26 protein-coding genes are annotated in these 24,645 nt (G+C 69.0%); 3 read left to right on the plus strand and 23 right to left on the minus strand.

Annotation, left to right across the window (positions count from 1 at the left end; all coding sequences use genetic code 11):
- Window positions 1-386: 386 nt before the first annotated feature.
- The 3 genes from J2S75_RS03510 to J2S75_RS03520 all read left to right on the plus strand — a co-directional run bounded on the left by J2S75_RS03510 (window position 387) and on the right by J2S75_RS03520 (window position 1,631).
- Window positions 387-605 carry a hypothetical protein gene (locus J2S75_RS03510; RefSeq protein ID WP_307018221.1) on the plus strand — a complete coding sequence of 73 codons (219 nt, stop codon included), beginning with the start codon at window positions 387-389 and terminating at the stop codon, window positions 603-605.
- 54 nt (window positions 606-659) lie between these two features.
- The gene (locus J2S75_RS03515) at window positions 660-989 is read left to right on the plus strand and encodes a hypothetical protein (protein ID WP_307018222.1); all 330 of its coding nucleotides are present in this window, start codon (window positions 660-662) and stop codon (window positions 987-989) included.
- A gap of 228 nt (window positions 990-1,217) precedes the next feature.
- The gene (locus tag J2S75_RS03520; protein ID WP_307018224.1) at window positions 1,218-1,631 is read left to right on the plus strand and encodes a hypothetical protein; all 414 of its coding nucleotides are present in this window, start codon (window positions 1,218-1,220) and stop codon (window positions 1,629-1,631) included.
- Window positions 1,632-1,637: 6 nt separating this feature from the next.
- On the opposite strand, the gene J2S75_RS03525 is transcribed toward J2S75_RS03520, so the two are convergent.
- The 23 genes from J2S75_RS03525 to J2S75_RS03635 form a co-directional block, all read right to left on the minus strand.
- A complete protein-coding gene (locus J2S75_RS03525; RefSeq protein ID WP_307018226.1) occupies window positions 1,638-1,814 on the minus strand; it encodes a hypothetical protein in 177 nt (58 codons plus the stop codon).
- An 87-nt stretch (window positions 1,815-1,901) separates the two neighbouring features.
- A complete protein-coding gene (gene hypE, locus J2S75_RS03530; protein ID WP_307018227.1) occupies window positions 1,902-2,963 on the minus strand; it encodes a hydrogenase expression/formation protein HypE in 1,062 nt (353 codons plus the stop codon).
- Window positions 2,960-4,096: a hydrogenase formation protein HypD gene (hypD, locus tag J2S75_RS03535; protein WP_307018229.1), complete on the minus strand. Its 1,137-nt coding sequence runs from the start codon at window positions 4,094-4,096 to the stop codon at window positions 2,960-2,962. The genes hypE and hypD overlap by 4 nt, the downstream gene beginning before the upstream one ends.
- Before the next feature lie 13 nt (window positions 4,097-4,109).
- Window positions 4,110-4,424: a HypC/HybG/HupF family hydrogenase formation chaperone gene (gene hypC, locus J2S75_RS03540; RefSeq protein WP_307018230.1), complete on the minus strand. Its 315-nt coding sequence runs from the start codon at window positions 4,422-4,424 to the stop codon at window positions 4,110-4,112.
- Between the two features lie 12 nt (window positions 4,425-4,436).
- Window positions 4,437-5,909, minus strand: coding sequence for a sigma-54-dependent transcriptional regulator (locus J2S75_RS03545; RefSeq protein WP_307018232.1), 1,473 nt, complete (start codon window positions 5,907-5,909; stop codon window positions 4,437-4,439).
- Window positions 5,906-6,841 (minus strand): hydrogenase nickel incorporation protein HypB, encoded by a 936-nt coding sequence (gene hypB / locus J2S75_RS03550; protein ID WP_307018233.1) that lies wholly within the window; start codon window positions 6,839-6,841, stop codon window positions 5,906-5,908. Before hypB ends, J2S75_RS03545 begins: the two co-directional genes overlap by 4 nt.
- On the minus strand, window positions 6,841-7,182 hold the full coding sequence (gene hypA / locus J2S75_RS03555) for a hydrogenase maturation nickel metallochaperone HypA (RefSeq protein ID WP_307018236.1): 342 nt from the start codon (window positions 7,180-7,182) through the stop codon (window positions 6,841-6,843). The genes hypB and hypA overlap by 1 nt, the downstream gene beginning before the upstream one ends.
- Entirely contained in the window at window positions 7,175-8,158 is a 984-nt protein-coding gene (locus J2S75_RS03560; RefSeq protein ID WP_307018238.1) for a hypothetical protein, read from the minus strand. Before J2S75_RS03560 ends, hypA begins: the two co-directional genes overlap by 8 nt.
- Window positions 8,155-9,048 (minus strand): [NiFe]-hydrogenase assembly chaperone HybE, encoded by an 894-nt coding sequence (gene hybE, locus J2S75_RS03565; RefSeq protein WP_307018240.1) that lies wholly within the window; start codon window positions 9,046-9,048, stop codon window positions 8,155-8,157. The genes J2S75_RS03560 and hybE overlap by 4 nt, the downstream gene beginning before the upstream one ends.
- A gap of 10 nt (window positions 9,049-9,058) precedes the next feature.
- Window positions 9,059-9,931 carry a hydrogenase expression/formation protein gene (locus J2S75_RS03570; protein ID WP_307018242.1) on the minus strand — a complete coding sequence of 291 codons (873 nt, stop codon included), beginning with the start codon at window positions 9,929-9,931 and terminating at the stop codon, window positions 9,059-9,061.
- An 8-nt stretch (window positions 9,932-9,939) separates the two neighbouring features.
- Entirely contained in the window at window positions 9,940-10,338 is a 399-nt protein-coding gene (locus J2S75_RS03575) for a thioredoxin domain-containing protein (protein ID WP_307018244.1), read from the minus strand.
- Window positions 10,335-10,664, minus strand: coding sequence for a HypC/HybG/HupF family hydrogenase formation chaperone (locus J2S75_RS03580; protein WP_307018246.1), 330 nt, complete (start codon window positions 10,662-10,664; stop codon window positions 10,335-10,337). Before J2S75_RS03580 ends, J2S75_RS03575 begins: the two co-directional genes overlap by 4 nt.
- A gap of 10 nt (window positions 10,665-10,674) precedes the next feature.
- Complete coding sequence (locus J2S75_RS03585) at window positions 10,675-11,286, minus strand: HyaD/HybD family hydrogenase maturation endopeptidase (RefSeq protein WP_307018250.1); 612 nt, start codon at window positions 11,284-11,286, stop codon at window positions 10,675-10,677.
- Window positions 11,287-11,586: 300 nt separating this feature from the next.
- Window positions 11,587-12,336 (minus strand): Ni/Fe-hydrogenase, b-type cytochrome subunit, encoded by a 750-nt coding sequence (gene cybH, locus J2S75_RS03590; RefSeq protein WP_307018251.1) that lies wholly within the window; start codon window positions 12,334-12,336, stop codon window positions 11,587-11,589.
- Window positions 12,337-12,348: 12 nt separating this feature from the next.
- Window positions 12,349-14,166: a nickel-dependent hydrogenase large subunit gene (locus tag J2S75_RS03595; protein ID WP_307018253.1), complete on the minus strand. Its 1,818-nt coding sequence runs from the start codon at window positions 14,164-14,166 to the stop codon at window positions 12,349-12,351.
- Complete coding sequence (locus tag J2S75_RS03600; RefSeq protein WP_244376311.1) at window positions 14,163-15,278, minus strand: hydrogenase small subunit; 1,116 nt, start codon at window positions 15,276-15,278, stop codon at window positions 14,163-14,165. Before J2S75_RS03600 ends, J2S75_RS03595 begins: the two co-directional genes overlap by 4 nt.
- Window positions 15,279-15,451: 173 nt before the next feature.
- Entirely contained in the window at window positions 15,452-17,749 is a 2,298-nt protein-coding gene (hypF, locus tag J2S75_RS03605; protein ID WP_307018255.1) for a carbamoyltransferase HypF, read from the minus strand.
- 8 nt (window positions 17,750-17,757) lie between these two features.
- On the minus strand, window positions 17,758-19,230 hold the full coding sequence (locus J2S75_RS03610) for a nickel-dependent hydrogenase large subunit (RefSeq protein ID WP_307018257.1): 1,473 nt from the start codon (window positions 19,228-19,230) through the stop codon (window positions 17,758-17,760).
- Window positions 19,227-20,249, minus strand: a complete 1,023-nt coding sequence (locus J2S75_RS03615) for an NADH-quinone oxidoreductase subunit B family protein (RefSeq protein ID WP_307018259.1) — start codon at window positions 20,247-20,249, stop codon at window positions 19,227-19,229. The genes J2S75_RS03610 and J2S75_RS03615 overlap by 4 nt, the downstream gene beginning before the upstream one ends.
- Before the next feature lie 4 nt (window positions 20,250-20,253).
- A complete protein-coding gene (locus tag J2S75_RS03620) occupies window positions 20,254-21,627 on the minus strand; it encodes a sensor histidine kinase (RefSeq protein ID WP_307018261.1) in 1,374 nt (457 codons plus the stop codon).
- Window positions 21,628-21,727: 100 nt separating this feature from the next.
- The gene (locus J2S75_RS03625) at window positions 21,728-22,510 is read right to left on the minus strand and encodes an ABC transporter ATP-binding protein (protein ID WP_307018263.1); all 783 of its coding nucleotides are present in this window, start codon (window positions 22,508-22,510) and stop codon (window positions 21,728-21,730) included.
- Window positions 22,507-23,544 carry a FecCD family ABC transporter permease gene (locus J2S75_RS03630; RefSeq protein WP_307018265.1) on the minus strand — a complete coding sequence of 346 codons (1,038 nt, stop codon included), beginning with the start codon at window positions 23,542-23,544 and terminating at the stop codon, window positions 22,507-22,509. Before J2S75_RS03630 ends, J2S75_RS03625 begins: the two co-directional genes overlap by 4 nt.
- Window positions 23,541-24,587, minus strand: a complete 1,047-nt coding sequence (locus J2S75_RS03635; RefSeq protein ID WP_307018267.1) for an ABC transporter substrate-binding protein — start codon at window positions 24,585-24,587, stop codon at window positions 23,541-23,543. The genes J2S75_RS03630 and J2S75_RS03635 overlap by 4 nt, the downstream gene beginning before the upstream one ends.
- Between the last annotated feature and the right edge of the window lie 58 nt (window positions 24,588-24,645).

Here is a 24,645-nt window from a genome sequence, read left to right on the forward strand (position 1 = left end):
CGCGACAGCAGCCTGATGGGCGGACGAGCAGAAGTGCGGCCGCCCTCCGAGCGGCTCGGCAAGGACGTGGCGAGGTTCGGAATTCGGGTAACCGCGCCCGCAGCCGGCCAATTCCTCACCGATTGGGCCGGAGGCTCGATGGAGCGCACGCCCCGCGCCATTGCCGGCGATGACGCGGTATTGGATCCGCTCACGCGCGGCGTGGCACGCCAAGAGCGGCAGTCAGCACGGGCAATCCGACCAAGGCCGCGCAGGCATTGCCAGCTCTGGTCGATACCGAGAACCCGCCGGTGCCGCTGTCCCTGAGCCAGACGCCCTGGGGCTGGGCTGGCGGAACCTTCCCGTTCACCAATTGTTAACGAGTGTTGCAACGGGAGACTGCCCCCATGCTCGCGCGCAAATTCGACGTGGACTCGTCCAGCATCGCCTTCGACCGGCAGCGCGGTCATCTCGCGATGACCCTGCGCCCGCTGATTCCTGCCTATGACGAAGCCGCCGCCCTCGCCCATGGCTGGGGCGTCATGGCCGGGTGCCCCGATGTCCGCCGGCTCGTGGTCAATCTTGAGGTCGATGCACGGCTCGCTCCCGTTCGGCACATGGCCTGAAGCGGAACCCGCTCCGCCGCCGCGCGTTTGTCCATCTCCCATCAGGAGTGAAACATGGCCACGTCCACCGAACTCGCCGCCCTCTCTAAGGATCTCGAAGCCCTGCGCCGCGATGTCGCGAAGCTCGCCGGCTCGCTGGCAAGCCAGGGTGGCGCCAGTGTGAGCCGCTATGCCCGCGAATATGCCCGCCGGGGTGCCTCGCGGGCCGGGGCCGCGCTGGATTATGCCGCCGATGGCAGTGCAGATTTCCTTGAAGACGCCAGCGAGCGGGCGCGCCACGCGGCTGACGAGGTCGCCGCGCAGGTGCGCCGTCATCCCGCCATCGCCTTTGCCGGCCTGCTCACCATCGGCCTGGTCGCCTATCTGATGTCCGGCCGCCGGTGAGGCGCTGTGACGCCCGCGTGGCAGCGCTCGCGCCGCCAGCCGGGCGTCACCTCGCGGGCGCCGCCTAAGGGTCGAGCGCTGAACCTCCTGCGGAAACGGTCGCGTGCCGCACCGCAGCGCGCGCAAGCCTGCCACAAGCCTCCCCCGCCAGATGTTGGCACGCTTCCAATATGAGGAGCGAGCAGGCTCCAGGCGCCGCCCTGTGCCTCACAGACGCCGGGGTGCCGCATGACGCTCAACTGGAAACTCAAGGCAGCTGCCGCCGCCGCAATCGTCATCGGCGGCGGTCTGTTTTTGCGCGGCGAGGATGCGACAACGAAGGCGCAACTGACCTGCGAGCGCCATATCGAAACGACGACGAACCACGACCTGAGCGAGGACGAAGTCGCCTCGCTGCGGGTCCATGCGGATGCCACGAATGGTAAGGTCCAGGGCGCTTTTTTCCGTGCGGGTGTCCTGCGCTATGCCATCTGCGAATTTGAGGATGGCCAGCCCAAGCGCGTCAGCGTGGACGGCAGTGCATGGCCCGATGTCGATCAAACGCTGATCCGCCGGCTGAACATCTCCAATGTGCCGCGTGGCGCCACAGACGACGCCCCCGCGTCTCCGAGCCCGGCGCCGGCGCCGGCGCCGCATGGCTGACGCCTTTTAACGCTTGCGGTCGCCGCGATTGCCCTCGCCGGGCTTGGCCTCGTGCTCGGCCTGCTTGCGCCGATCCTGGCTCAGCGAGCGGCCGACATCGACGGATTCCTTGAATCGCCCCGCTTCGTCACGGCGGACATAACGCTTGTCGGTCCCGGTATCGATCAGTTCGCGCTTGGTCATTTCTGGCCTCCCTGAGAGGCGACACATGCCGCCTCTGAGGGCCAACGGGCGAATCGCCCCGCAGGTTCCGCGCCACCCCACGCGGCATCAGCAGATGCGTGGCAGCTGGTCGCCGACCAGCATGTCGACGATGCGCTCGCCGCCGAAGCGGGTCTCCATCACCACGCGGCCGGGCCGGGTGTCGGTGATACGCCCGATGGCGGCAGCACCGCCCCCCAGCGGATGCGCGCGCAGCGCCTGCAAGGCCGCACCCTCCTGCTCGGGCGGCACCACGGCGACGATCTTGCCCTCATTGGCGAGATAGAGCGGATCGAGCCCCAGAATCTCGCAAAAGCCCTGCACATCCGCGCGAATCGGCGTGTCGCTCTCGCGCAGGCGCACGCCGACGCCGCTCGCCGCCGCCAATTCGTTGAGCACGGCGGCGACGCCGCCGCGCGTGGCGTCGCGCATCATCCGCACGCCGGGTGCGGCGTCGATGAGCCTGTCGATCAACCCGTGCAGCGCGGCGCAGTCGCTGGCGATGTCGCTTTCCAGCGCCAGATCGCCGCGCGCATTCAGGATCGCCGCGCCGTGGTCGCCGAGCTGGCCGTTCACCAGCACGACATCGCCGGGCCGGGCGCGCGCGATGCCGACCTCGACCCCGGTGCGGACCACGCCGATGCCTGTCGTGGTGATGAACAGCTTGTCGCAGGCGCCGCGCGCCACGACCTTGGTATCGCCGGTGACGATCGGCACGCCTGCCGCCCCGGCGGTCTCGGCCATGGAGCGCGCCACCGCACGCAGCGTGTCGAGCGCCAGCCCCTCCTCGATGATGACGGCGCAGGACAGCGCCACCGGCCGCGCCCCGCCGACCGCGAGATCGTTGATGGTGCCGCAGACCGCGAGCTTTCCGATATCCCCGCCGGGAAAGAACAGCGGGTCGACGACGAACCCGTCGGTGGTGAAGGCGAGCCGGTCGCCCTGTGCCATCAACGCGGCGAGATCGAAGCGGGCCTGATCCTCCGGAGCGCCTTTCGTGCCCTTGAACGTCTCGATGAACACCTCGTCGATGAGGTCGCGCATGGCGCTGCCGCCGCCGCCATGCGCCAGCGTGACCGCTTTCGGCAGGTTGCGCCGGGGCGCGGTAAGGACGGGAATGGGCGGGTTCATGCCGCGCCCTCCAGCTGCGGCGGGCGCAGCCCGCCATATTGATAATAGGCGGCGCAGGCCCCCTCGGAGGAGACCATGAGCGCTCCCAGCGGCATGTCCGGCGTGCAGCCGGTACCGAACACCGGGCACGCCCACGGCTTCATCTGCCCGGTCAGCACCTCGCCGCAACGGCAGGCGGCGGGATCGGCCACCTGCACCTCCTTCACGGCGAAGCGCCGCTCGGCGTCGAAGCCGGCATAGGCCTCGCGCAGCCTTACGCCGGAATGGGCGATGGAGCCGAGACCGCGCCACTCGAAGGTCGGCCGCAGCTCATACACCTCCTCAACTGCACCCATGGCGCGCGGATTGCCGGCGTCCGGCACCACCCGGGCATACTGGTTCTCGATAGCGGCGCGCCCTTCCTCCAGCTGGCGCAGCACCATCAGCAGGGACTGCAGCAGGTCGATCGGCTCGAAGCCGGCGACGACCATCGGCTTGGCGAACTCCTCGGCGATGAAGCGGTAGGGCTCGGTGCCGATGACCATCGAGACGTGCCCCGGCCCGATGAAGCCGTCTATGCCGAGATCGGGCATCTCCAGCAGGGCGCGAAGCGTCGGGATGATGGTGATGTGGTTGCAGAAGATCGAGAAATTCGTAATCCCCTCACGCGCCGCCCGCAGCACGGTGAGCGCGGTGGACGGCATGGTGGTCTCGAAACCGAGGCCGAAGAACACCACCTCGCGCTCCAGGTTGCGCCGGGCCAGCGCCAGAGCGTCCAGCGGCGAATAGACCATGCGCACATCGGCGCCGTCCGCCTTGGCGGCGAGCAGGCTCTTGCGTGAGCCCGGCACGCGCATGGCGTCGCCGAAGGTGGCGAAGATCACTTCCGGCCGTTCGGCGATGGCGACACAATCATCGACCCGCCCCATGGGCAGCACGCAGACCGGGCAGCCGGGGCCGTGGACGAACTCGATGATGTCGGGCAGCAGCCCCTCCAGCCCATAGCGGAAAATCGCGTGGGTGTGGCCGCCGCAGACTTCCATGATGGAAAAGGGCCGGTCGCGCCCGCGCTCCAGCCGCGCCGCCAGGGTCTCGATCTCGCGGATCAGACCGCGCGCCAAAGCCGGATCGCGAAATTCATCGACATAGCGCATCACGCAACTCCGCTCACGACGCCCGCAGCGCGGGGGATGGATGGAAAGGCTCGACGCTGCCGGAGCGCATCGCCTCGATCTCGCCTTCCGCCTCGCCGATCTCGGTCAGCACCTTCAGCGTGGCGGCGGCTTCTTCCTCGTCGATGACGCTCATGGCGAAACCCACATGCACCAGCACCCAGGCGCCGATCAGTTCAGCGAGCGGGCGGCCGGGCTCGGCGACGCAGACGACATCGACCGTGCGGCGCACGCCGGACACATCGACGCTGGCGAGCATCGCCTCTTCATCGACAAGGGCGACGATGCGGCCGGGAATGCCGAGACACATGGCGTTTTCTCCTCAATGGCTGCGGCCGAACGTGCCGTCGCGGGCGATTCCGTAGCGGTCGAGCTTGGCCCGCAGGCCGACGCGGGACAGGCCGAGTTCTTCCGCCGCGCGGCTCTTGTTCCAGCGGCAGCGCAGCAGCGTTTCCATCAAGATCAGCGCTTCCATGCGCTCGATGCGGTCCTTGAGCGGGCCGGTATCCTTGACCGCGAGATCGGCCGCCGTCGCGTTGGCGCTGGAGGCGGCGGCCCCGCGCAGCACATGCGGCGACAGCAGGTCCGCCCCGAGCGGGCCGCCCCCGGCCAGCACCAGCATGCGGGTGAGTTCGTTCTGCAATTCCCGCACATTACCCGGCCAGTCATAGGCCTCGATGCAGGCCAGAGCTTCCTCGGTGAAGCCCTGGGTGCGCTTGCCATGGGCGCTGGACAGGCTGTCGAGGATGCGCGGCGCCAGCACGCGCAGATCGCCCCGGCGCTCGCGCAGCGGCGGCAGGGTCAGCACCATCGCGGCAAGGCGGTAATACAGGTCCTCGCGGAACCGTCCGGCCTTCACCTCGCCGGCAAGGTCGCGATGTGTGGCGGCGAGGATGCGCACATCCACACGCCGCGTCTCGTTGGAGCCGACCGGACGGATTTCGCCTTCCTGAAGAAAACGCAGCAGCTTGACCTGAAAGGCCGGCGACACGTCGCCGATCTCATCCAGCAGGATCGTGCCGCCATCGGCCTGGTCGAGAAGGCCGATGCGCGTTGTGTAGGCGCCGGTGAAGGAGCCCTTCTTGTGGCCGAACAGCTCAGATTCCAGCAATTCGTCCGGGATCGCCCCGCAATTGACGGCGAAGAACGGGCGCTCGGAGCGCAGGCTCGCATAATGGATGGCGCGCGCCAGCAGCTCCTTGCCGGTGCCGGTCTCGCCCAGCACCAGCACCGGTATGTCAAAGGCGGCGACCTGCGCCGCGCGCCGGCAGACCTCGTTCAGCGGGCTGGCGGGGGTACGCACCAGCGCGTCGAAATGGAAGTTGCGCAGCACCCGCTCATGCTGCTCGGCAAAGCGCACCTCGGCGGCGGGCGCGGCGAGCTTGAGTTCGAGCGACAGCCGGTCATGTTCGCGCTGGAGATGGTAGAGCCGCGCCGCCCCCTGTGCGGCCAAGAGAAGCTGGTCCGGGTGCCAGGGCTTGGTGATGAACTGGTAGATGCCGGCTTCGTTGATGGCGCCGATCATGTCCTGCGGGTCGGTGTAGCCGGTGACGATGATGCGCACCACATCCGGCCAGCGCCGGCGGACCTCGGTCAGCAAATCCACGCCCGAGCGGCCGGGCATGCGCTGGTCGCAGAACACGACCTGCACCCACTCATTCTCCAGAACCTCCAGCGCGCGCATGGCGTCCAGCGCTGTGAACACCTCGAATTCCTCGCCGAGCACGCGGGCGATCACCTCGACCGAACGTGGCTCGTCATCGACGATGAGGATGCCGGGGCGGGTCTGGGTCACGGCAGTGCCTCCGCCGCTGCGCGCAGCGCCCGCGCCCTGACCTCCGCTTCCGCCGCCAGTTCGGCCAGACGCTGGCGCCGGAGTTCCCCCAGCCAGTTGAGCCACGCAGCGAGGCCACCGGACGACTTGGCATTCACATGCAGGATCGAGGCGACCGGATTGACGCGCTGGATATTACGCTCGATGGCGTCCACATCGACATTGAGATGGGGCAGCAAATCGGTCTTGGTGAGCAGAACCAGATCGGCGGTTTGGAAGATATCCGGGTATTTCAGCGGCTTGTCCTCGCCCTCGGTCACGGAGAGCAGCGTCACCCGCTTGTCCTCGCCGAGATCGAATGCGGCGGGGCAGACGAGGTTGCCGACATTCTCGATGAACAGCAGCCCGCCCGGCGGCAGCGGCAGTTCCTCCAGCGCATGGCCAACCATATGCGCGTCGAGATGACAGCCCTTGCCGGTGTTAATCTGCACGGCAGGCGTGCCGGTGGCGCGGATGCGCTCAGCGTCGTTGGCTGTCTGCTGGTCGCCCTCGATCACCGCCGCCGGCACCCGCGCGCCTAAAGCCCGCAGCGTCTCGACCAGCAGCGTGGTTTTCCCGGCGCCGGGTGCGGCGAGAAGATTGAACGAGACGATGCCGCCTGCCTTCAGCCGGGCGCGATTTTCCGCAGCGAAAGCGTCGTTCTTGGCGAGGATGCCCCGCTCGATCTCCACCAGCCGGCTTTCCGCTGCGGCGGCCGGATGATGCTCGTGGTGATGGTCGTGGTGATGGTCGTGGGCGTGGTCGTGATGGTGGTCATGCCCGTGGTGATGAGCGTGCCCGTGGTCATGGCCGTGGTCATGGCCGTGGTCATGGCCATGCCCATGCCCGCGCGCCTCGCCCTGGGCGCCCGAAATGGTGACGTTGTCCGATCCGCAACCGCAAGTCACACACATCACACCACCTCCAGATCCTTGATACGCATATCGGTGCCGCCATTGGGCCTCAGCCTTTCGCCGCCACATCGGGGGCATGGGGAAAGCCGGTCGGCGAGCGCCACGGTATCGGAGCAGTCGAAGCACCAGGCGGTGCCGGGCTCGTCGAGAATGTCGAGCTGGGCCGCTTCCGCCAGCGAGCCGCGCATCACCACGTCGAAACCGAACCGCAGCGCCTCCACCTCGACCCCGGCAAAGGGACCGACCACCAGCCGCACCTTCGTCACCTTGGCGAAGCCATGGGTGCGGGCGGCATCCTTCAGCGAGTCCAGCAGGCTCTCGCACAGCGCCATCTCATGCATGGGCGACCTCCCTCGGCTCAATCCGCAGCGTCACCGGCACACAGGGATTGACGCAGGAGACGACGAGACGGGCCAGCATCGGCGTCTGCCCGCTCATCGGCAAGGCTGCGAGCATGCGCGACAGCAATCCGCCGGGTGCGAGATTCCACGCGCTGGGGGACAGCACGCGGTAATCGGCGACAAGACCGCCGACGACACGCGCGCGATGCGCCAGCAGGCCGCGCGCGGCGCGGGCGAGGCCGATACCGGGGGCCGGAGACGCGAGAACGGGAGCCTCCGGCGCTCCGTCGAGACACGCGACAAGGTCCAGCAGCCGGGCCAGCAGGCGCAGAAACAGGCTCGCCCCTTCGCGCGCGTGCAGATCGCGCAGCAGCGGCGCGGCGCGCCAGGGATCGGCGGCGGTGGTCTCGCGCAGGCGTGCCGGTTCCCCGGCCTCCAGCGCGGCGGCGATGTCGGACCCGTCGGGCATGGCGAGTTCCGCCCGCCCCCAGGGAGGGTCGAGCGTGGCGCGGAGATGCGCCAGCAGGCGGACCGTCGGGCTGCGGCCAGCCTCCAGCCAGTGTTCCATCGCCTTTATCGAACCGCCGGCGAGGTCGATATCGCCGCCCAACACAGCATCGCGCAGCCGGCGCATCGACCCCTCCGAGCCGTTCGCCAGCCCGGCCAGCGCCGCGCGGTCGGGACTGCGGCCCATCAGCGACGGCCAGTCGCACAGCAGGGCGACCGCATGGTCGCGCGCCCGCTCCCGCCGGGCGGCGCGCGTGGCGGCCTCGTCCGCCGGCAGGCCGAGCGCCGCCCGCGCGGCCTGCGCATGGGCGCCGGAGCAGAGGTTGAAAATGCGCGGCATCAGCGCCGCCACCTCTTCCGCGCGGCGGCCGATGGCCCAGCCGGTGCCGAGCCCCCCGCCGGTCGGCGTCAGACGCCAGCGCGGCGCGCCCTCGGCGCTGTCGAGCGCGATGTCGAGCCCGCCGATCATGCGCCGCTGCCCTCCCCGGCGGCAGGGGCGGAGGCAAGGCCCGCACCGAAGATCAGCGCGCGGCGGGTCGGCACGGCGGGCACTTTCGCGGCCTCAGTGGGGCTCGCCTCCTCGTCCCTCACGTCCATGCCCGCAGTCCGCGCCGCCTCGGCATCGACGGCTTCCTGCCGCGCCCGGCGGATCTCGTCGGAACGGTCGCCCTCCTCTCGGATCGCCGGGTCGAACAGGGCGGCGAGCGCGGCACGCGCCGTCTCGGTGGCCTGCAGCATGGAGGTGAAATCGAACATCGGGGAGAACAGCGAACACGCCTTGTAAGGCCCCGTCTCAGGGCGGTTGGCGCCGACGAATTCATACTCGCCGGAGGGAAAGGCGATGATCTCCTTTGCCCCCGGGACCAGCCCCGACCAGTCCTCGTCCGGCCCCGGCGCCAGCACAATGTTCATGAACCACGGCGTGACCAGCAGGCCGAGCACGCGCTGGCCATGCGGACGAAAGCCGATGGCCTTGACCTCCAGCGTCTCGTTGAGCAGCGGCACGCCGCGCATCTGGCCGACATGGATTTCCCGGAACGCCGCCTCGAAGCGCGCGGGAAGGGTGGCCGCAAGCGCGGTGAGGCGGGGATCGACGCCCGGCGGTGCGGTCGCCGGCGCGCGCACGGGCGCCTCCCCATCGGTGTCGATCACCATGAACTGGTCGCGGGCGCCGTCGCATTTCGGGCAGCGCCATTCCTCCGGCAGTGCCGCGAAGGGCGTGCCGGCCGGCACCTGCCAATAATCGCAGCCCACGGCCGGGTCGTAGACATGCCAGCAGATCTTGCATTCCAGCACGGCATTCGGCGCCAGCCGGGCGGCGTCGCCGAGGAAGGAGCCTTCAAAGCGCTTGGTCAGCATCGAAGGGCTCCTAGCGGATCGCGGCGAGGATATCGGCCAGACGCTCGGCGGAGTCGGCAATGTCCTCCGGCGCGGCGCAAGCGACCTCGGGCACATCAGTCACCTCGATCGTGTCGAGGATCAGCGTGTCGGCCGAATTGTAGTAGCGCACCCGCCAGACGCCCACTGTCGCCGTGGCATCGATGCGGCAATTGCCATAGCCGCGCGAGAGGATGGTGATCCCTCCCCGTCCCAGCCCCGCTTCGATGAGGGCGAGGTCTTCCGGCGTGTGCGGCAGCAGGCTGAGATTGATCACATGCGGCAGGCCGCCGGGACGGCGCTCCCGGCTCTTGTGCACGATCTCGGTGAGGATGGCGGGGGCATTGACCACGCCCGCGCGCGGCCGCGCGACATAATCAAGGTCCACCGGCCAGTCGCGCGGAAAGGCCCGCACCAGCGCGCCGCGCGGGAAGGGCGCGATGTCGATGCGCTCGCGCGTGATCGGCGCCGCGCCGGGCGCCGTGGCGGTCGCCCGCAGCCGCCACACGCCGGCGCAGCTGGCTTCCTGTATCTCGATGCGCTCGCCCGGCACCTCGACCACGATCGCGACCTCGCCCTCGCCCAGCGTCTCGTCGACCAGCGCCCGATTTTCCGCGTCCAGCCCATCGAGCGCGAACGTGGTGGAGCCGTTCGGCGTCCACTGCGCGAGCGCGGCGCGGATCGCCTCCAGCGTCGCCAGCGCGGGGGCGAAGCGGGCGGGATCGTCGACTTCGGGCAGATGCGCTTCATAGATGCGCATGCCGGAGGGCATGGCAAGATAGGCGAGGCCGTCGGCCTCCTCGCCGGGCTGGCTGCCGGCGCCGTAGCCGATGGGGGGAACCGTCGCGAAGGGAATGGACGACATGGCGGACCTCAATGGCTGGCGGCGGGACGGGCGAGGACGGCGGAGAGGCGTTCGAGGAATTCGTCCCAGTCGCGCATGCGCGAGAGCGAGCCGAGCGGCCGTCCGCCGCGCAGGACGACGATAGCCGGCAAAGCGATCCCGCCGAGCTGCTCGCGCAGCTGCTTCTCATAAGCCGGCCCGGCCACCGCGCCGCTCATGGTGGCGGAGGCACCGAGGGCACCGACCAGTTCCGGCAGCACCACGGCGATATCGGGCGTCTCCATATGCGCCTTGCCGTGGGCGGGCAGGAACAGCAGGCTGTCGCCCGCCGGCAGGGTGGCGGCGGCCTCCTCCTCGCTGTCGAGATAGGGATAGCCGAGCGCGGTGGTCAGGCGTGCCACGAGCGGATGGAGCGTGTCGGGGGTCATGAAGTCGGCTCCGGGCGGGAAGCGGCGGAAAGGGCGAGATGGGCCGGCAGGGTCGGCTCGCGGCCGACAAGATCGGCAAAGGCGTGGTCGATGGCGGCCGCATCGCCGCTCAGGGCGGCCGCGACGGCGTCGAGCGCCTGCGCGATCAGGCGCGCCTCGTCGGCGTCGAGCAGGCGGCGGCCGGTGCCGAGAAAGGTCAGCACATGGTCGCCCGGCTGCGCCTCCGGCAGCAGCGAGAGGTCGACGAGATGCAGTTCCTCGCCGCGACGGCAGCGGGCGGCGTGACCGTCGACGCTGAGGATTTCCATAGGGATGCCGAGGCACATGGGGCCGCTCCTAGCGCCAGCCGGCGAGCACGCGGGCATCGCCGATGCGGCAGGCGTCCTCGGCGGCCGGGCGGCCGGTCTCATAGGCCTCGCGGCTGATCGCGGGCGGGGTGAAGCCTTCCACTGAACGGCGCGGCGTCACTGTCACGCTGAATTCGTCGGCCAGCAGGCCCAGTACCACGGCCAGCGCCGGCCCAACCTGCGCGGCGATGGCGGGGGTGAGGCCACCGCCATAATCGTCAAGCCGCTCCGGCTGCACGCCGACCAGCCGCAGCCGCGACGGGGCGCATCCACGCAGTTGCAGCAGCGCGAGCACTTCCTGGAAGCCGGTCTGGTGCAGACTCACCTTGCGCGCGCCCAGTACCGCCGGCACCTCGTCGTCGCGAAGCTGCTTCAGCGTTGCCGGCGGCAGGCCATAGTCGATGGCGTCGACAATGATGACCGCGTCCGCCTCTTCCAGATAAGGCAGGAGATAGAGGCCCTGCGTGCCGCCATCGAGCGCGGTGACGTGTTCGGGCAGCTCGTAGCGCGCCTGCAATTCCTCGATGACGCGGACGCCGAAGCCCTCATCCGCCCACAGGATGTTGCCGATGCCGAGTATGAGAATGCGTTCGTCGGCCATGAGCGACGTCTCCTCGAAGCGACTTTTCCGTTCCCCAGGCGCGAGCGGTCTGACCGCCGCTCTTTTGAATCTGTCTCAATTCAAACAGCGTGCCACTCGGGGATCCACCCATTAAGTCGTTGGCGATATTGTCGAAATCTGCGGATCCGCAGTGAAAGCCACCTGCGGTCTGGAAAGAGTCCTTCCAATTTCGACCTGAAACGGAAATCTGTCATCCAGATAAAAAGAAGGGCGCGGCCGAGGCCGCGCCCTCAAAGCCGGCCTGTCCCCGCAGGCCGTATTCCGGGAAGGACCGGAATCTCAGTCGGGATCGTCATCCTTGAAGGTGCGCACACCCGAGACCATCGTGGAAACGATGGACTGGCGGGACATGATGTCCTCGCGGATCGCCGCATAGACGTGGACGATGATGAACAGCAGGATCGCCCACATGCCGAGACGGTGCCAGGTGTGCACGTCGAGGCTGCCGCCGAGCAGCGGGATGACCCAGCCGAACAGATGATCCTGCCAGCTGCCCGGCCCCGCCCCCTCGGAATAGAGGGCGAAGCCGGTGACGATCATGAACACCGAGCCGACGCCGATGGCCCAGAACATGGCGAACTGCGCCAGCGGGTTGTGGCCGACATATTTCTTCGGCTTGGCTTCGAGGAAGAAATACCACCGCGCCTCCTCGAACAGGCCGCGCCAATAGGCCCGGCTCCAGAACGGCAGGATGAACAGCTGTCGCGCATGGTGGTTGCCGACGAAGGCCCAATAGATGCGGAACAGGAAGCCGACGGCGAAGATGTAGCCGGCGGAGAAGTGCAGGAAGCGGATGGTGCCCATCACATAGTGCTGGCTCGCCTCGCCTGACAAGGTCGGGAGCGGCTGGCCGATGAGGTAGCCGGTCAGCGCGAGCACGCTGATCGCCGCGGCATTGGTCCAGTGCCACAGGCGCACCGGCGCCTCATAGACATAGACGGCGCTCACCCGGCCCACCGGCTCGCCGTCTATGGTGGCGGGCAAGGCCGGAGGCGCAGTGTGGAGGGAAGCGGGGTCGATGCTGGTCATCGCCGCCTCCCCTCAGCGCACCGTGACCCGCGCCATCTCCGCCCCGTCGGGCGCGATGACGTGCGTCGAGCAGGCGAGGCACGGATCGAAAGAGTGGAGCGTGCGCAGGATCTCCACCGGCTCCTCCGGCCGCTCCATCGGCGTGTTCATGAGCGAAGCCTCGAAGGCGCCGATATTGCCCTTGGGGTCGCGCGGGCCGCCATTCCAGGTGGTCGGCACCACGCATTGATAGTTCTCGATCCGCCCGTCCTTGATCTTGATCCAGTGGCCGAGCCCGCCGCGAGGCGCCGCCACCGTGCCGACGCCCTTGGCCTCCTTCGGCCAGGTCGCGGGGTCCCATTTCTCGACATTGGCGGTGGAACTGTCGCCGGCCTTGATGTTGGCGATGAGGTGGTCGAAATCGTCCAGCATCATCTGGGCGCAGTAATGCGCCTCCAGCGCCCGCGCCAGCGTGCGCCCGATGGTGGTGGGCAGCGCCTGCTGCGGCGTGAGGCTGGTGCCGGCGAGCGCGTTGAAGCGGCCGAGCGAGTCGTCCACCTGCCCCTTCACATAATCGACGCCATGGGCATAGGCGAGGATGTAGCGGGCGAGCGGCCCGACCTCCACCGCATTGCCCTTCCAGCGCGGCGCCTTGATCCAGGAATATTTGGCGCTCTCGTCGATCTCGCGAATGTCGGTGCGCGTGCCCTTGGCGTTGGGGCCGAGCTCGTATTTCGGCTGGGTAACACCGTCCCAGGGATGCAGACCCTTGTCGGCATTGCCGTCGCCATAGCTGTACCAGCTATGGGTGACGAACTCCTGCACCTGCTCCGGGTCGCGCGGGTCGATGGGGTGAACCTCGTCCCACTTGCCGTTGAGGATGACGCCGCCCGGCAGGCGGTCGGTCTCCTTGCGGCCCTGCACCGCTTCATAGTCGCCATAGTCCATGACGTTGAGGCCGGAGAGGCCGCCGCCATAGAGCCAGCCCTTGTAGAAGGAGGCGATGGCGATCACGTCGGGGACATAGACGTTCTTGGAGAAGGCGAAGGCTTCCTGCAGCTTCAGCTTGACGAAGTTCAGCCGCTCCATGTTCAGCGGCGCGCCGGCGGCCATGTTGCCGTCCATGTTGATGGCGCAGGGCACGCCGCCCACCATGTAGTTCGGATGCGGGTTCTTGCCGCCGAAAATGGTGTGAACCTTGACAATCTCCTTCTGGAAATCGAGCGCCTCCAGGTAATGCGTCACCGCCATCAAATCGGCCTCGGGCGGCAGCTTGTAGGCCGGGTTGTCCCAGTAGCCGTTCTTGAAGATGCCGAGCTGGCCGCTTTCGACGAATTTCTTCAGCCGGTTCTGCACATCGCGGAAATAGCCGGGGCTGGAATTGGGATGGTCGGGTCCGACCATCTGCTGCAGCTGCGAGGTCGCCTTCGGATCGGCCTTCAGCGCATTGACCGGGTTGACCCAGTCCAAAGCGTGCAGGTGATAGAAGTGCACGACATGGTCGTGCCATTGCAGCACCTTGGCCATGATCTCGCGGATCAGGAAGGCGTTGTTGGGAATGCGGATGTCGAGCGCGTCCTCCACCGCGCGCACCGAGGTGAGCGCGTGGCAGCCGGTGCACACGCCGCAGATGCGCTCGACGAAGGCCCAGGCGTCGCGGGGGTCGCGCCCTTTGAGGATCACCTCCAGCCCGCGCCACATGGTGCCGGTGGAAACCGCATTGCGGATGACATTATTGGAATCGACATTCACCTCGCAGCGCATATGGCCTTCGATGCGGGTGACGGGATCGACGACGATGCGCTTGCCTGACGTGTCGAGGCTGAAGCCGTTGGGGGTCTGGATGGTCATGCCGCGTCTCCCGTGTGGCTGGAGCCGTTCGAACCGTTGCCGTGCTTGTGCTGGGCGCGCTTGAGCGCGCTCACCGCGGCATGCAGCGCCACCGCGCCGCCCACCGCCGCCGCCGCGCCGAGGCCGACCCGGTCGGCGGTGGATTCGATGCCGAAGCCGACGCCGTGCAGATCGGTGAGGCGCGCATACCAGGAGCCCTTGTCCCAGAAGCCGTCTTCCGAACAGCCGATGCAGCCATGACCGGCCTGGATCGGGAAGGAGGTGCCCTCGTTCCAGCGCACGGTGGAACAGGCGTTGTAAGTGGTCGGGCCCTTGCAGCCGACCTTGTAGAGGCAATAGCCCTTGCGCGCGCCCTCATCGTCGAAGGACTCGACGAACTGGCCGGCGTCGAAATGCGGCCGGCGGTAGCATTTGTCGTGGATGCGCTGGGAATAGAACATTTTCGGCCGCCCCTGCCGGTCGAGCTCGGGCATGCGGTCGAAGGTGAGCATGTAGGTGATCACGCCGGTCATCACCTCGGCGATGGGCGGGCAGCCCGGCACCTTGATGATCGGCTTGTCGGTGATGACTTCGTGCACCGGCGTGGCGCGGGTCGGGTTCGGGCGCGCCGCCTGCACGCAGCCATGCGAGGCGCAGGAGCCCCAGGAGATCACCGCCTTGGCGTCCTTCGCCACCATGCGCAGCTGGTCGAGGAAGGGCTTGCCGCCGATGATGCAGTACATGCCATCCTCGTTCAGCGGCGGGTTGCCTTCCACGGCGAGGATGTAGTTGCCCTTGTACTTCTCCATCACCTCCTGAAGGATCGCCTCGGCCTGATGCCCGGCGGAGGCCATCAGCGTGTCGTCATAGTCGAGCGAGATCATCGACAGCACGACATCCTTGGCGAGCGGATGCGCCGAGCGGATGAAGCTCTCCGAGCAGCAGGTGCATTCCAGCCCGTGCAGCCACAGCACCGGCGTGCGCGGCTTGGTTTCCATGGCATGGGCGATCTGCGGCACGAATTCCGGGCCGAGACCGAGCGCGGCGGCGGTCAGCGAACAATATTTGAGGAAGGATCGGCGGGTGATGCCCTGCCGTCGCATCACCTCATAAAACGTCTCAAGCCCAGCCATGCGGCTCCCTCCGGTGTGCTTGTTGTCCGGCGCGTCGGCGCGCACCGATGGAAGGACAACAGCAACCCGCGTGCCACCGCGCTTTCATGTTTTGGATCAATGAATTAAGCTATTCTTCCGCCATTTGCCGCCGGAAGCGCCGAGACCGCTTTGCCGGAGGAGCGGAAAGCGGCTTACCGCCCGCCGCGCGGCGCAACTCCCAGCCGCGCGGCCGCGACCGCCGCCTGCCCGAGGGCGAGGCCGCCATCATTGGCCGGCACCTCGCCGGGCAGCAGCAGGCTCCGGCCGGAAGGCTCCAGCCGCGCCACCAGCATTTCCAGCAGCAGCGCGTTCTGGCAGACCCCGCCGGACAGGGCGATGGCCCTCGCCCCCTGCGCGGCGGCGAGGGAGAGCGCAAGGTCGGCAAAGCTCTCGGCCACCCCCGCATGGAAGCGCCGTGCGATGGAGTCGAGCGAGCACCCCGCCGCGAGGTCGGCGCAGGCCGCCCGCCACATCGGGGCGGGGTCGATCTCCATGAGATTGCCCACCGGCGCGCGGCCGAAGGGATAGGGCGGCACGTCTCCGGCCATTTCCGCCACCGCCTGCAGCGCCATTGCCGCCTCGCCCTCGAAGCTGAGGCGGGGTGGCGCGAGACCGAGCAGCGCGGCCATGGCGTCGAACAGGCGGCCGGTGGAACTTGCCAGCGGCGCGTTGAGACCGCGCGCGATCATGGCGCGCAACGTCGCGACCGGAAGCCCGGCGAACAGCGCATCCGGCACCGCCTCCGGCCCCAGCGCGACATCGAGATGGGCGAGGAGCACGCGCCAGGGTTCTCGATTGGCCGCGTCGCCGCCGGCAAGCGGGATCGGCCTCAGCCGCGCGAGCCGGCGGCTGTCGCGGTAATCGCAGAGGAGGATTTCCGCGCCCCAAATGGTGCCGTCCTCGCCAAACCCGAGCCCGTCGAGCGCGATGCCGATCACCGGCCCGCCCTCCAGCGGCCAGCCGCGTTCCGCCATCACGGCGGCGATATGGGCGTGGTGGTGCTGCACGGCGATCAGCGGCAGGCCGCGCGCCTCCGCCAGCGCGGCGCCGAAGCGGCTCGGCGGATAGTCCGGGTGCGTGTCGACGGCAATCGCCGCCGGGCGGTGGTCGAACAGGACGGTGTAATCGGCGATCGCCTGCTCGAAGGCGTCCTGCGTCGCCGGCTCGTCGAGATCGCCGAGATGATGCGACAGCAGCGCCTTGCCGCCGATGGTGAGGCAGATCGCGCTTTTCAGCGCGCCACCAAGCGCCAGCACCGGCGGCGCCGGCGCGAAGCCGGCGGGCAAATCGCGCGGCGCCGGGGCAAGGCCACGGCCGCGCCGCATCACCTGCGGCCGGCCGGCGGCGAACTGCACCACGCTGTCGTCGAGCCGCCGGGCAATGGGGCGGTCATGGGTAAGCAAGCCGTCGACAATCTCGGCGAGCCCCGCCCTCGCTGCCTCGTCGCGAAAAATCTGGGGTTCGCCGGAGCGGTTGGCGCTGGTCATCACCAGCGGCCGCCCGACCGTCTCCATCAGCTGATGATGCAGCGGCGTATAGGGCAGCATCACCCCCAGCCGGTTCTGCCCCGGCGCCACGGCGGCGGCGAGCGCGCTCTCCGGGCGCAGCCGCAGCAGGAGGATGGGCGCCGACGGATGCGTAAGCGCCGCGATCTCCGCGTCGCCGGCGACGCAGAACGCCTCCACCATGGCCGGATCGCGCAGCATCACCGCCAGCGGTTTGGTCGGGCGGTGCTTGCGGGCGCGCAGTTCGGCCACACTGGCCTCGCTGGTCGCGTCACAGGCGATGTGAAAGCCGCCGATTCCCTTGATGGCGAGGATCTTTCCCGCGCGCAGCCGCAGGGCGGCGGCCTCCACCGGGTCGCCGTCGATCACCTCCCCGCCCGCCTCCAGCCACAGCCTCGGCCCGCACTCCGGGCAGGCGATGGGCTGAGCGTGGAAGCGCCGATCGGCCGGGTCGGCATATTCGGCCCGGCAGGCCGCGCATAGGCTGAAGCCGCGCATCGTGGTCGCCGCGCGGTCATAGGGCAGTCCCTCGACGATGGAGAAGCGCGGCCCGCAATCCGTGCAGTTGGTGAAGGCGTAGCGATGCCGGCGGGCGGCGGGATCGGCGATCTCGGCGCGGCAGGCCGGGCAGGTCGCGATGTCGGCGACGATGCCGACCGACACCGTGCCGGGCGCGCTGGCGGCGATGATGAATCCGCTGCCAGCGAAGGAAGGCGCCGCCCGGCGCTCGATCGATTCCACGCGGGCGAGCGGCGGCGCCTCGGCGGCAAGCGCCGCGGCGAAGGCGTCGAGAACCGGAGGCGGCCCGGAAGCGACGATAACCACCGCATCGCCGCGATTGCTCACCTCGCCATCGAGCCCAAGGCGCTGCGCCAGCCGCCACACGAAGGGGCGGAAGCCGACGCCCTGCACGATGCCGCGGACGATGATCTCCTCGCTGGGCATGGCGCCGCTCAATGCACCGTGCAGACCATGCAGGGGTCGAAGGAGCGGACGATGTGCTGAACCGCCACCGGCGTGGTCTCGCCCTGGCGCACCGGCGCCCCGACCAGTGCCGCCTCCAGCGGCCCCGGCATCCCGGCCGCATCGCGCGGCGAGAAGTTCCAGGTGGTCGGCGCGATGATCTGATAGCCAGCGATGCGCCCGTTCTCCACCCGCAGCCAGTGCCCGAGCGCGCCCCGCGCCGCCTCAGTGAGCCCTGCCGCCCGCCCATGGCTGGGCAGGGTGCCCTGCGCGCACCAGGGCGCGCCGGGGGTGAGTTCATGCACCCAGCGCTCCATGGCGATCAGAGTACGCGCGGTCTCCACCAGCCGCGCCACAACGCGGGCCAGCACGCTGCCGCCCTCGCTCTGCACGATGTCGCGGATCAGTGGCTGGCCGTCCACCATCTGCCGGGCGACGGCGCCCGTCTCGAAGGGCAGGCCATGAAGGCGCGGCGCCTTGCACCAGCTATAGCCGGTCTCGTCCTCCACATCCGGCAGGGTCGAGCCGTCGAAGGGATGGTGCGGATGGGTGCGATGCTCCATACGCGCATGTGTATGGTCTTCCGCGATGGCGCTCAGATCCACCGCGCCCGCGCCGTCCGGGGTGAAGATCCCGCGCGCGTAAAGCGGCATCTCGGCGCCGGGATAGGCGCCATAGCTGAGATAGCGGTCATAGGCGCGGCCGAGCCGGCCAAGGTCGAGATCGGCGGCGATGTCGAGGAAGAGGCGGAAATCGCCCTCCGGGCCGGCGGCGCGCCAGCGGTCCAGTTCCTCGCGGGCGGAAAGTTCGGCGACGCGCTCCAGCTTCGCCCCGAACAACCCTTCTTCCAGCGCCCGCCGCACCGCGCCGAGCGTCGCCGCCAGGCGCACCTTGTCGCGCGCGTCGGCGCCGCGCGTCACCCCGCCCGGCTGGATCGCCAGAGTGTGTGGCCAGCGCCCGGCGAGCAGGCCGAGCACATGCAGGAGCGTGGTCCGCGTCTCCAGCGCCTTGCGCACCGCGCTGCCCTGCGCCGCCTTGAAGCGCGCTTCGACGCGCGGAAACCACGGCCGCTCCGCATAAAAGGCGCGGGCGAAGTCCGGCATGAAGAAGACGTGGAAGTGGGTGAGATGGTCGGCCACATTCTCGGTGGCGACGATGAGATTGGTCGCCACACGGCCATTGTCGGTCGGCACCAGCCCCTGCACCCCGGCGAGCGCCAGCGCGGCGGCGTGGGATTGCGACACCGAGCAGATGCCGCAGATGCGCGGCGCGATCACCAGCGCGTCGCGCGGGTCGCGGCCTTCCAATATGCGCTCGAAGCCCCGGAACAGCGGCGACGACACGAAGGCCGCCGCCACCCGGCCCTGCGCCAGCTCCAGCCGCACTTCCAGGTCGCCCTCGACCCGGTTGAACGGGCCGACGACGAGCCGCGCCGTGCCCTCGCTGCTGCCCGTATCGCTCATCGGCGCTTGATGTCCCGGACGGCGGGCGGGCGCACCACATGGTCGCTGGTCGCGTTCAGCCGCAGCCGCTCCGGCGTCGCCGCCTTGGCGAGCGAGGACAGCGCCACAAACCACGCCTTCGGCATGTCGGTGGGCAGGCCGACCGGGAAACCGGCGATTTTCGGCGTCTCGACGAAGGCGTGGCCGGGCTCCTCGAATTCCGGTGCGGTGCAGTTGATGCAGGCATAGCCGCCGCGCGTACAGGAGCCCTCCCCGTTCCACAGGCGGGTGTTGCAATCGGCATGCGCCTGCGTGCCGAGGCAGCCCAAATGCTCCATCATGCAGCCGAGATCCGACATCTTCTCCGCGCTGGCCTTGTACTCGTAATATTCATTGCGCGGGCAGCCATGATGCACGAGATGGTCGGCATAGAAGCGCGGGCGGCGATAGACATCGAGATCGTCCGCCCCCAGCAGTCCCGCCGCCAGCAGCATCAGCGTTTCCGTCACCCAATTGGGATGGGTCGGGCAGCCCGCGACATTGATGACAGGCAGGCCGGAACGCGAGCGGAAGGCGGCGCCGAGCGCCCCGCCCTCGCGACGCCCGTCATATTGCAGCCCGCAGGCATCGGTGGGGTTGGCGCCGGCGGCGGTGACGCCGCCATAGGCGGCGCAGGTGCCGACCGCGACGACAGTCTCCGCCACCGCCGCCAGCCGCCGCACCCATTCGATGGTGGGAACGCCCGTGCCGGCGAGGATGTGGAAGCGCCCGGTATCCTTGGGGCCGCGCAGCATGGCGCCTTCCACGCACAAGGCGTCGAGCCGGAGCGTGCCGTCGAGCACCTGTTCGAACAGCGCCACCGCCTCCGCCCCGGTCTCCTCCGACAGGGTCGGGTGCCAGAGGAAGCGGATATTGGCGCTCTCCAGCGTGGTGGCGAGGTCGGGGGCCTCCGCGCACAGCATCGACATGGTGCAGCCGCCGCAGCCGCCGGACTGGATCCACAGCACGTTGAAAGGTGCGGGTTCGGGCGGCGCGAGCATGATCTCAATCTCCGTTCGCGGCGCTGCCGGCCGGCAGCGTCAGCGTCATCACCGCCCCGCCCTCAGGATGGTTGGCGGCCTCCAGCGTGCCGCTATGCTCCTGCACGATGCCGTAGCTGATGGAAAGCCCGAGCCCGGTGCCCTTGCCCACCGCCTTGGTGGTGAAGAACGGATCGAAAATGCGCGAAGCGATGTCGGGGGCGATGCCCGGCCCGGTGTCGCGCAGGGTGAGCGTGACCGCCTCGCCCGCCCGGCCGGTGATGTCCAGCCGCTGCACGGGCTGGCCTTCCATGGCATCGAGCGCGTTCTGCACCAGATTCATCAGCACCTGATGGATATGGCCGGGATGGCCGACCACCACCAGTCCGTCGCCGAGGTCGAACTGCGTCTCGATCGTCGGCCGCTGCGCTTTCACCACCCATTCCAGCGCGGAGCGGACCAGCGGGGCGAGGTCGAACGCCTCCCAGGCCTCGCGCCGTTCGGAGGAGAAATGGCGCAGATCCGCGACGATGTCGCGCACCCGCTCGGCGCCTTCCAGCATGCCGTCGAGCGTGCCGGCGATATTGGCCAGCGTCGTGTCGATCTTCAGTTCGGCCTGCAGCTTCGCCAGGGCCGGCCCGCTCACCCCGCGATGCACCGCGTCGAGATAGGTGGTGAGCCGCGCGCCGTAGCGCTTCAGCGTATGGGCGTTGCCATAGACGAAGGAGATCGGGTTGTTCAGCTCATGCGCCACGCCGGCGACGAGACGGCCGAGCGAGGCCATTTTTTCCGAATGGACCAGCTGCTTCTGCGTCTGCTTCAGCCGCTCATGCGCGGCGGCGAGGTCGCTATAGGCCTGGCGCAATTCGCCGATAGGCCGGCCGACCAGCACCATGCCGACCGCACGCCCGCGGGAATCGAAGCGCACCGCGCCATTGACCGACACCGGCAGCGGCCCCGCTGGCGTCGCGAACAGCAGTTCGCGGTCGCTGAGGCGCGCGCGCCGCTCGATGGTGGCGCGCAGATCGTCGAAAGTGGTCGGCGATTCCGCCGCGATAAGTTCGCGCAGATGCCGCCGCTCCAGATCGCCCGGCGGCCGCTGGAAGGCCCGCTCGGCGGCGAGGTTCACCTGTTCGATACGGCCGGCGGGGTCGCAGGCGATGAGCACGTCGGTCATCGACGACATCAGGCCGGCGATGAAGGTCTGCGCCTCCTCAAGCTCGGCGTTCTTCTGTTCGAGCGCGACCTGCTGGGCGACGAGTTCGGCATAGGTCTCGTCCATCTTGCGGATGACGGCGATCCAGGCATCGTCCGTCTGGCCGGCGAACGGGGCGAGCAGGTCCGCACCCGGGAGAGGTGCCTCAATATCCTTCGGCGAACCTTTCGGCGATTGCGACATGGCACCTTCAGCGTCGGTTTCGCGGCACAGTAGAATGCGCCTGCGAGGCCGGCAATGAAACCCTCACCCCGCCGGCGCCGCTGGGTTCGGCGCCGGCGCCTCACAAAGGCTCGCCCGGCTCGTGATCGACGAGATAGTCGATCTGGCGGCGGCCATTGGCGCCGGCGCGGATGGCGACCTCCACCCCGAACACGTCGCGAATGAGGGCGGGGGTCAGCACCTCCTCCGGCGCGCCGGCCGCCACCAGCCGGCCGGCGGCGAGCACGCCGATGCGGTCGCAGAACAGCGAGGCGAGGTTGAGATCGTGCAGCGCCACGATGCAGGTCACGCCGAGCCGCCGCACCAGCCTGAGAATGGAGAGCTGGTGCTGGATGTCGAGATGGTTGGTCGGCTCGTCGAGAATGAGCTCGCGCGGCGCCTGCGCCAGCGCGCGGGCGATATGGACGCGCTGGCGCTCGCCGCCCGACAGCGTGTGCCAAAGCTGGTCGTGCCGCTCGGAAAGGCCGACCCGTTCGAGGGCCGCATCAACGGCATGCTCATCTTCCGCACTCCACGCGGCGAAGGCGGCGCGGTGGGGCGTACGCCCCAGCCGCACCACATCGCAGACGGTGAGCGCGATCTCGGTCGTTGCCTGCTGCTCGACAAAGGCGAGACGCCGGGCAAGGTCGCGCCGGCCGACGCCGGCAATGTCCTCCCCGTCCAGCGTCACCACGCCGCTCGCCACCTTGCGCAGGCGGCAGAGCAGGCGCAGCAGGCTCGACTTGCCCGAGCCATTGGGGCCGATCAGGCCGAGCACACGGTTGGGCTCGACCTCCAGCGTCACGCCGTCGACGATGAGCTTGCCGCCCGCGCCCCAGCGCACATCATGGGTGGCGAGCGTCATGCGGGCCGCCTCGCGCGGTAGAGGATGAAGGCAAAGGCCGGCGCGCCGACCAGCGCGGTGACGATGCCGATGGGCAGGATCTGCTGCGGCACCAATATGCGCGAAAGCACATCGGCGAGGATCATGAACACCGCGCCGATGATGAGGCAGGCCGGCAGCAGCCGGGCATGGCCGGGCCCGACGAGAAAGCGCGCCGCATGCGGGATAACCAGCCCGACAAAGCCGACCGTGCCGACGATCGCCACCATGGTGGCGGTGAGCAGCGCGGTGGTGGCCAGCAGCACCAGCCGCACCCGCGCCACAGGGATGCCGAGCGAGGCCGCCGCATCGGCGCCGAAGGCGAAGGCGTCGAGCGCCTTGGCGTGGACCATGCAGACCAGGAAACCGAGCAGCGCCACCGGCGCGGCCACCGCGAGGTCCGACCAGCGCACGCCGCCGAAATTGCCGAGCAGCCAGAACATCACGCCCCGCGCCTGTTCGGCGCTCGCCATGGTGGTGACAATGGTGGCGGTCGCCGCGTTGAACAGCTGCGAGCCGGCGACGCCGGCGAGGATCACCCGGTCGCTGGCCCCGCCTGCCCCGGCGGCCAGCAGGCCGACGAGCACCAGCGCCGCCACCGAGCCGAGAAACGCCCCGCCGGACAGGCCGAGCGTCGCCCCGCCAAGCCCGAGGATCATCACGCAGACCGCGCCCGTGGAAGCGCCGGCGGAGACGCCGAGAATATAGGGTTCCGCCAGCGGGTTGCGCAGCAGCGCCTGCAGGATCGCGCCGGAAAGCGCCAGCGCGCCGCCGCACAAGGCCGCCATCAGCGCCCGGCTCAGCCGGTACTCGAAGATCACCCCCTGCTGGATGGCGCTGACGGGATAGCCGAGATCGAACAGGCCGTTGCCGAGCGCGCGGAAGGCGACGGCGAGCGGGATCGGCATCTCGCCGACCGTCACCGCCAGCGCGATGGCGACGACGAGCGCGGCGAGGGAGAGGCCGGCGAGGGCAAACCGCGCCGGCCAGTTCGGCCCGATGGCGAGATGGCTCAATGGACCAGACCGAAGCCCTGCACCGCCGTGGCGATGGCCTCCAGGCCGTCCACCGTGTCGAGCCCCGGCCTTGTGGCGGCGACATCGACAATGACGATGCGCCCGTTCTTCACCGCGGAGAGCTGGCTGGCCACAGGATCGGTCTTGAGGAAGGCGAGCTTGGCGTCGATATCGTCGGCGGGAAAGCGGCGGCGGTCCATCTTCACCAGCACCAGCACGTCGGGATCGTTGGCGGCGATGGTTTCCCAGCCGACCAGCGGCCATTCCTCTTCCGTGGTGATGATGTTGCGGGCGCCGAGCTGTTCCATCACATAGGCCGGCACGCCGTTCTTGCCGGCGAGGAACGCGTCGCCCTTGATCTCCTTGCTGGAGAACCACAGCGCCATCGATATATTCCGCCCCTTCAGCGGAGCGACGGTGCGGGCGGCGGCGTCCTCGCGCGCCTTCAGGCTGGCGATGAGCGCGTCGGCGCGGTCCGACACGTCGAAGATGGCACCATATTCCCGGATGTTCCGGTAGAGCAGTTCGGTCGAATACAACTGCGTGCGCACGCCGTCGCCGGCGCCGCTATTGTCCTTGCCGACGCAGTCGGTGGGCGAGACATAGACCGGCACCTTCACCCCGTCGAAGCGCTCGCGCTTGCCGACGATGCCATTGGGACCGATGTGCCACTCATACATGGCGACGACGAGGTCCGGCTCCTGCCCGACCACCGCCTCGAAGCTCGGATCATTGTCGGCGAGCCGCTTCACCCCTTCATTGACCGCCGCATAAGGCTTGGCCACGGGGCCGAACCACAGCGCGCTGGCGACCACGCGGTCGCCGAGGCCGAGCGCATAGAGGATTTCCGTCTGCGCCTGGCCGATGCTCACCACCCGCTTGGGCGCGTGGTCGATCACCACCTTGGAGCCGCAATTCTCAAGGGTGAGCGGATAGGTCGTGCCGGCGAAGGCCTGGGTGATGCCCGCGCCCGCGAGCAGGCCAAGCGCCACGGCGAAGCCCTGGGCCGAGCGACGGAAAAGATGAGAGGTCGTGTTGAGCATTGTTACCGCTTCCTGAACAGGAAGACGGGAAGCGTAAAGGACACCACCCCAGGCAGGA

It is taken from the genome of Ancylobacter polymorphus (genome assembly GCF_030813495.1).
Lineage (GTDB): Bacteria > Pseudomonadota > Alphaproteobacteria > Rhizobiales > Xanthobacteraceae > Ancylobacter > Ancylobacter polymorphus.

What these genes read in the sequence shown, in the direction of transcription:
- J2S75_RS03510 (WP_307018221.1), top strand. Translation starts at nt 387, where the DNA reads ATGCTCGCGCGCAAATTCGACGTGGACTCGTCCAGCATCGCCTTCGAC.
- J2S75_RS03515 (WP_307018222.1), top strand. Translation starts at nt 660, where the DNA reads ATGGCCACGTCCACCGAACTCGCCGCCCTCTCTAAGGATCTCGAAGCC.
- J2S75_RS03520 (WP_307018224.1), top strand. Translation starts at nt 1,218, where the DNA reads ATGACGCTCAACTGGAAACTCAAGGCAGCTGCCGCCGCCGCAATCGTC.
- J2S75_RS03525 (WP_307018226.1), bottom strand. Translation starts at nt 1,814, where the DNA reads ATGACCAAGCGCGAACTGATCGATACCGGGACCGACAAGCGTTATGTC.
- hypE (WP_307018227.1), bottom strand. Translation starts at nt 2,963, where the DNA reads ATGAACCCGCCCATTCCCGTCCTTACCGCGCCCCGGCGCAACCTGCCG.
- hypD (WP_307018229.1), bottom strand. Translation starts at nt 4,096, where the DNA reads ATGCGCTATGTCGATGAATTTCGCGATCCGGCTTTGGCGCGCGGTCTG.
- hypC (WP_307018230.1), bottom strand. Translation starts at nt 4,424, where the DNA reads ATGTGTCTCGGCATTCCCGGCCGCATCGTCGCCCTTGTCGATGAAGAG.
- hypB (WP_307018233.1), bottom strand. Translation starts at nt 6,841, where the DNA reads ATGTGTGTGACTTGCGGTTGCGGATCGGACAACGTCACCATTTCGGGC.
- hypA (WP_307018236.1), bottom strand. Translation starts at nt 7,182, where the DNA reads ATGCATGAGATGGCGCTGTGCGAGAGCCTGCTGGACTCGCTGAAGGAT.
- J2S75_RS03560 (WP_307018238.1), bottom strand. Translation starts at nt 8,158, where the DNA reads ATGATCGGCGGGCTCGACATCGCGCTCGACAGCGCCGAGGGCGCGCCG.
- hybE (WP_307018240.1), bottom strand. Translation starts at nt 9,048, where the DNA reads ATGCTGACCAAGCGCTTTGAAGGCTCCTTCCTCGGCGACGCCGCCCGG.
- J2S75_RS03570 (WP_307018242.1), bottom strand. Translation starts at nt 9,931, where the DNA reads ATGTCGTCCATTCCCTTCGCGACGGTTCCCCCCATCGGCTACGGCGCC.
- J2S75_RS03575 (WP_307018244.1), bottom strand. Translation starts at nt 10,338, where the DNA reads ATGACCCCCGACACGCTCCATCCGCTCGTGGCACGCCTGACCACCGCG.
- J2S75_RS03580 (WP_307018246.1), bottom strand. Translation starts at nt 10,664, where the DNA reads ATGTGCCTCGGCATCCCTATGGAAATCCTCAGCGTCGACGGTCACGCC.
- J2S75_RS03585 (WP_307018250.1), bottom strand. Translation starts at nt 11,286, where the DNA reads ATGGCCGACGAACGCATTCTCATACTCGGCATCGGCAACATCCTGTGG.
- cybH (WP_307018251.1), bottom strand. Translation starts at nt 12,336, where the DNA reads ATGACCAGCATCGACCCCGCTTCCCTCCACACTGCGCCTCCGGCCTTG.
- J2S75_RS03595 (WP_307018253.1), bottom strand. Translation starts at nt 14,166, where the DNA reads ATGACCATCCAGACCCCCAACGGCTTCAGCCTCGACACGTCAGGCAAG.
- J2S75_RS03600 (WP_244376311.1), bottom strand. Translation starts at nt 15,278, where the DNA reads ATGGCTGGGCTTGAGACGTTTTATGAGGTGATGCGACGGCAGGGCATC.
- hypF (WP_307018255.1), bottom strand. Translation starts at nt 17,749, where the DNA reads ATGCCCAGCGAGGAGATCATCGTCCGCGGCATCGTGCAGGGCGTCGGC.
- J2S75_RS03610 (WP_307018257.1), bottom strand. Translation starts at nt 19,230, where the DNA reads ATGAGCGATACGGGCAGCAGCGAGGGCACGGCGCGGCTCGTCGTCGGC.
- J2S75_RS03615 (WP_307018259.1), bottom strand. Translation starts at nt 20,249, where the DNA reads ATGCTCGCGCCGCCCGAACCCGCACCTTTCAACGTGCTGTGGATCCAG.
- J2S75_RS03620 (WP_307018261.1), bottom strand. Translation starts at nt 21,627, where the DNA reads ATGTCGCAATCGCCGAAAGGTTCGCCGAAGGATATTGAGGCACCTCTC.
- J2S75_RS03625 (WP_307018263.1), bottom strand. Translation starts at nt 22,510, where the DNA reads ATGACGCTCGCCACCCATGATGTGCGCTGGGGCGCGGGCGGCAAGCTC.
- J2S75_RS03635 (WP_307018267.1), bottom strand. Translation starts at nt 24,587, where the DNA reads ATGCTCAACACGACCTCTCATCTTTTCCGTCGCTCGGCCCAGGGCTTC.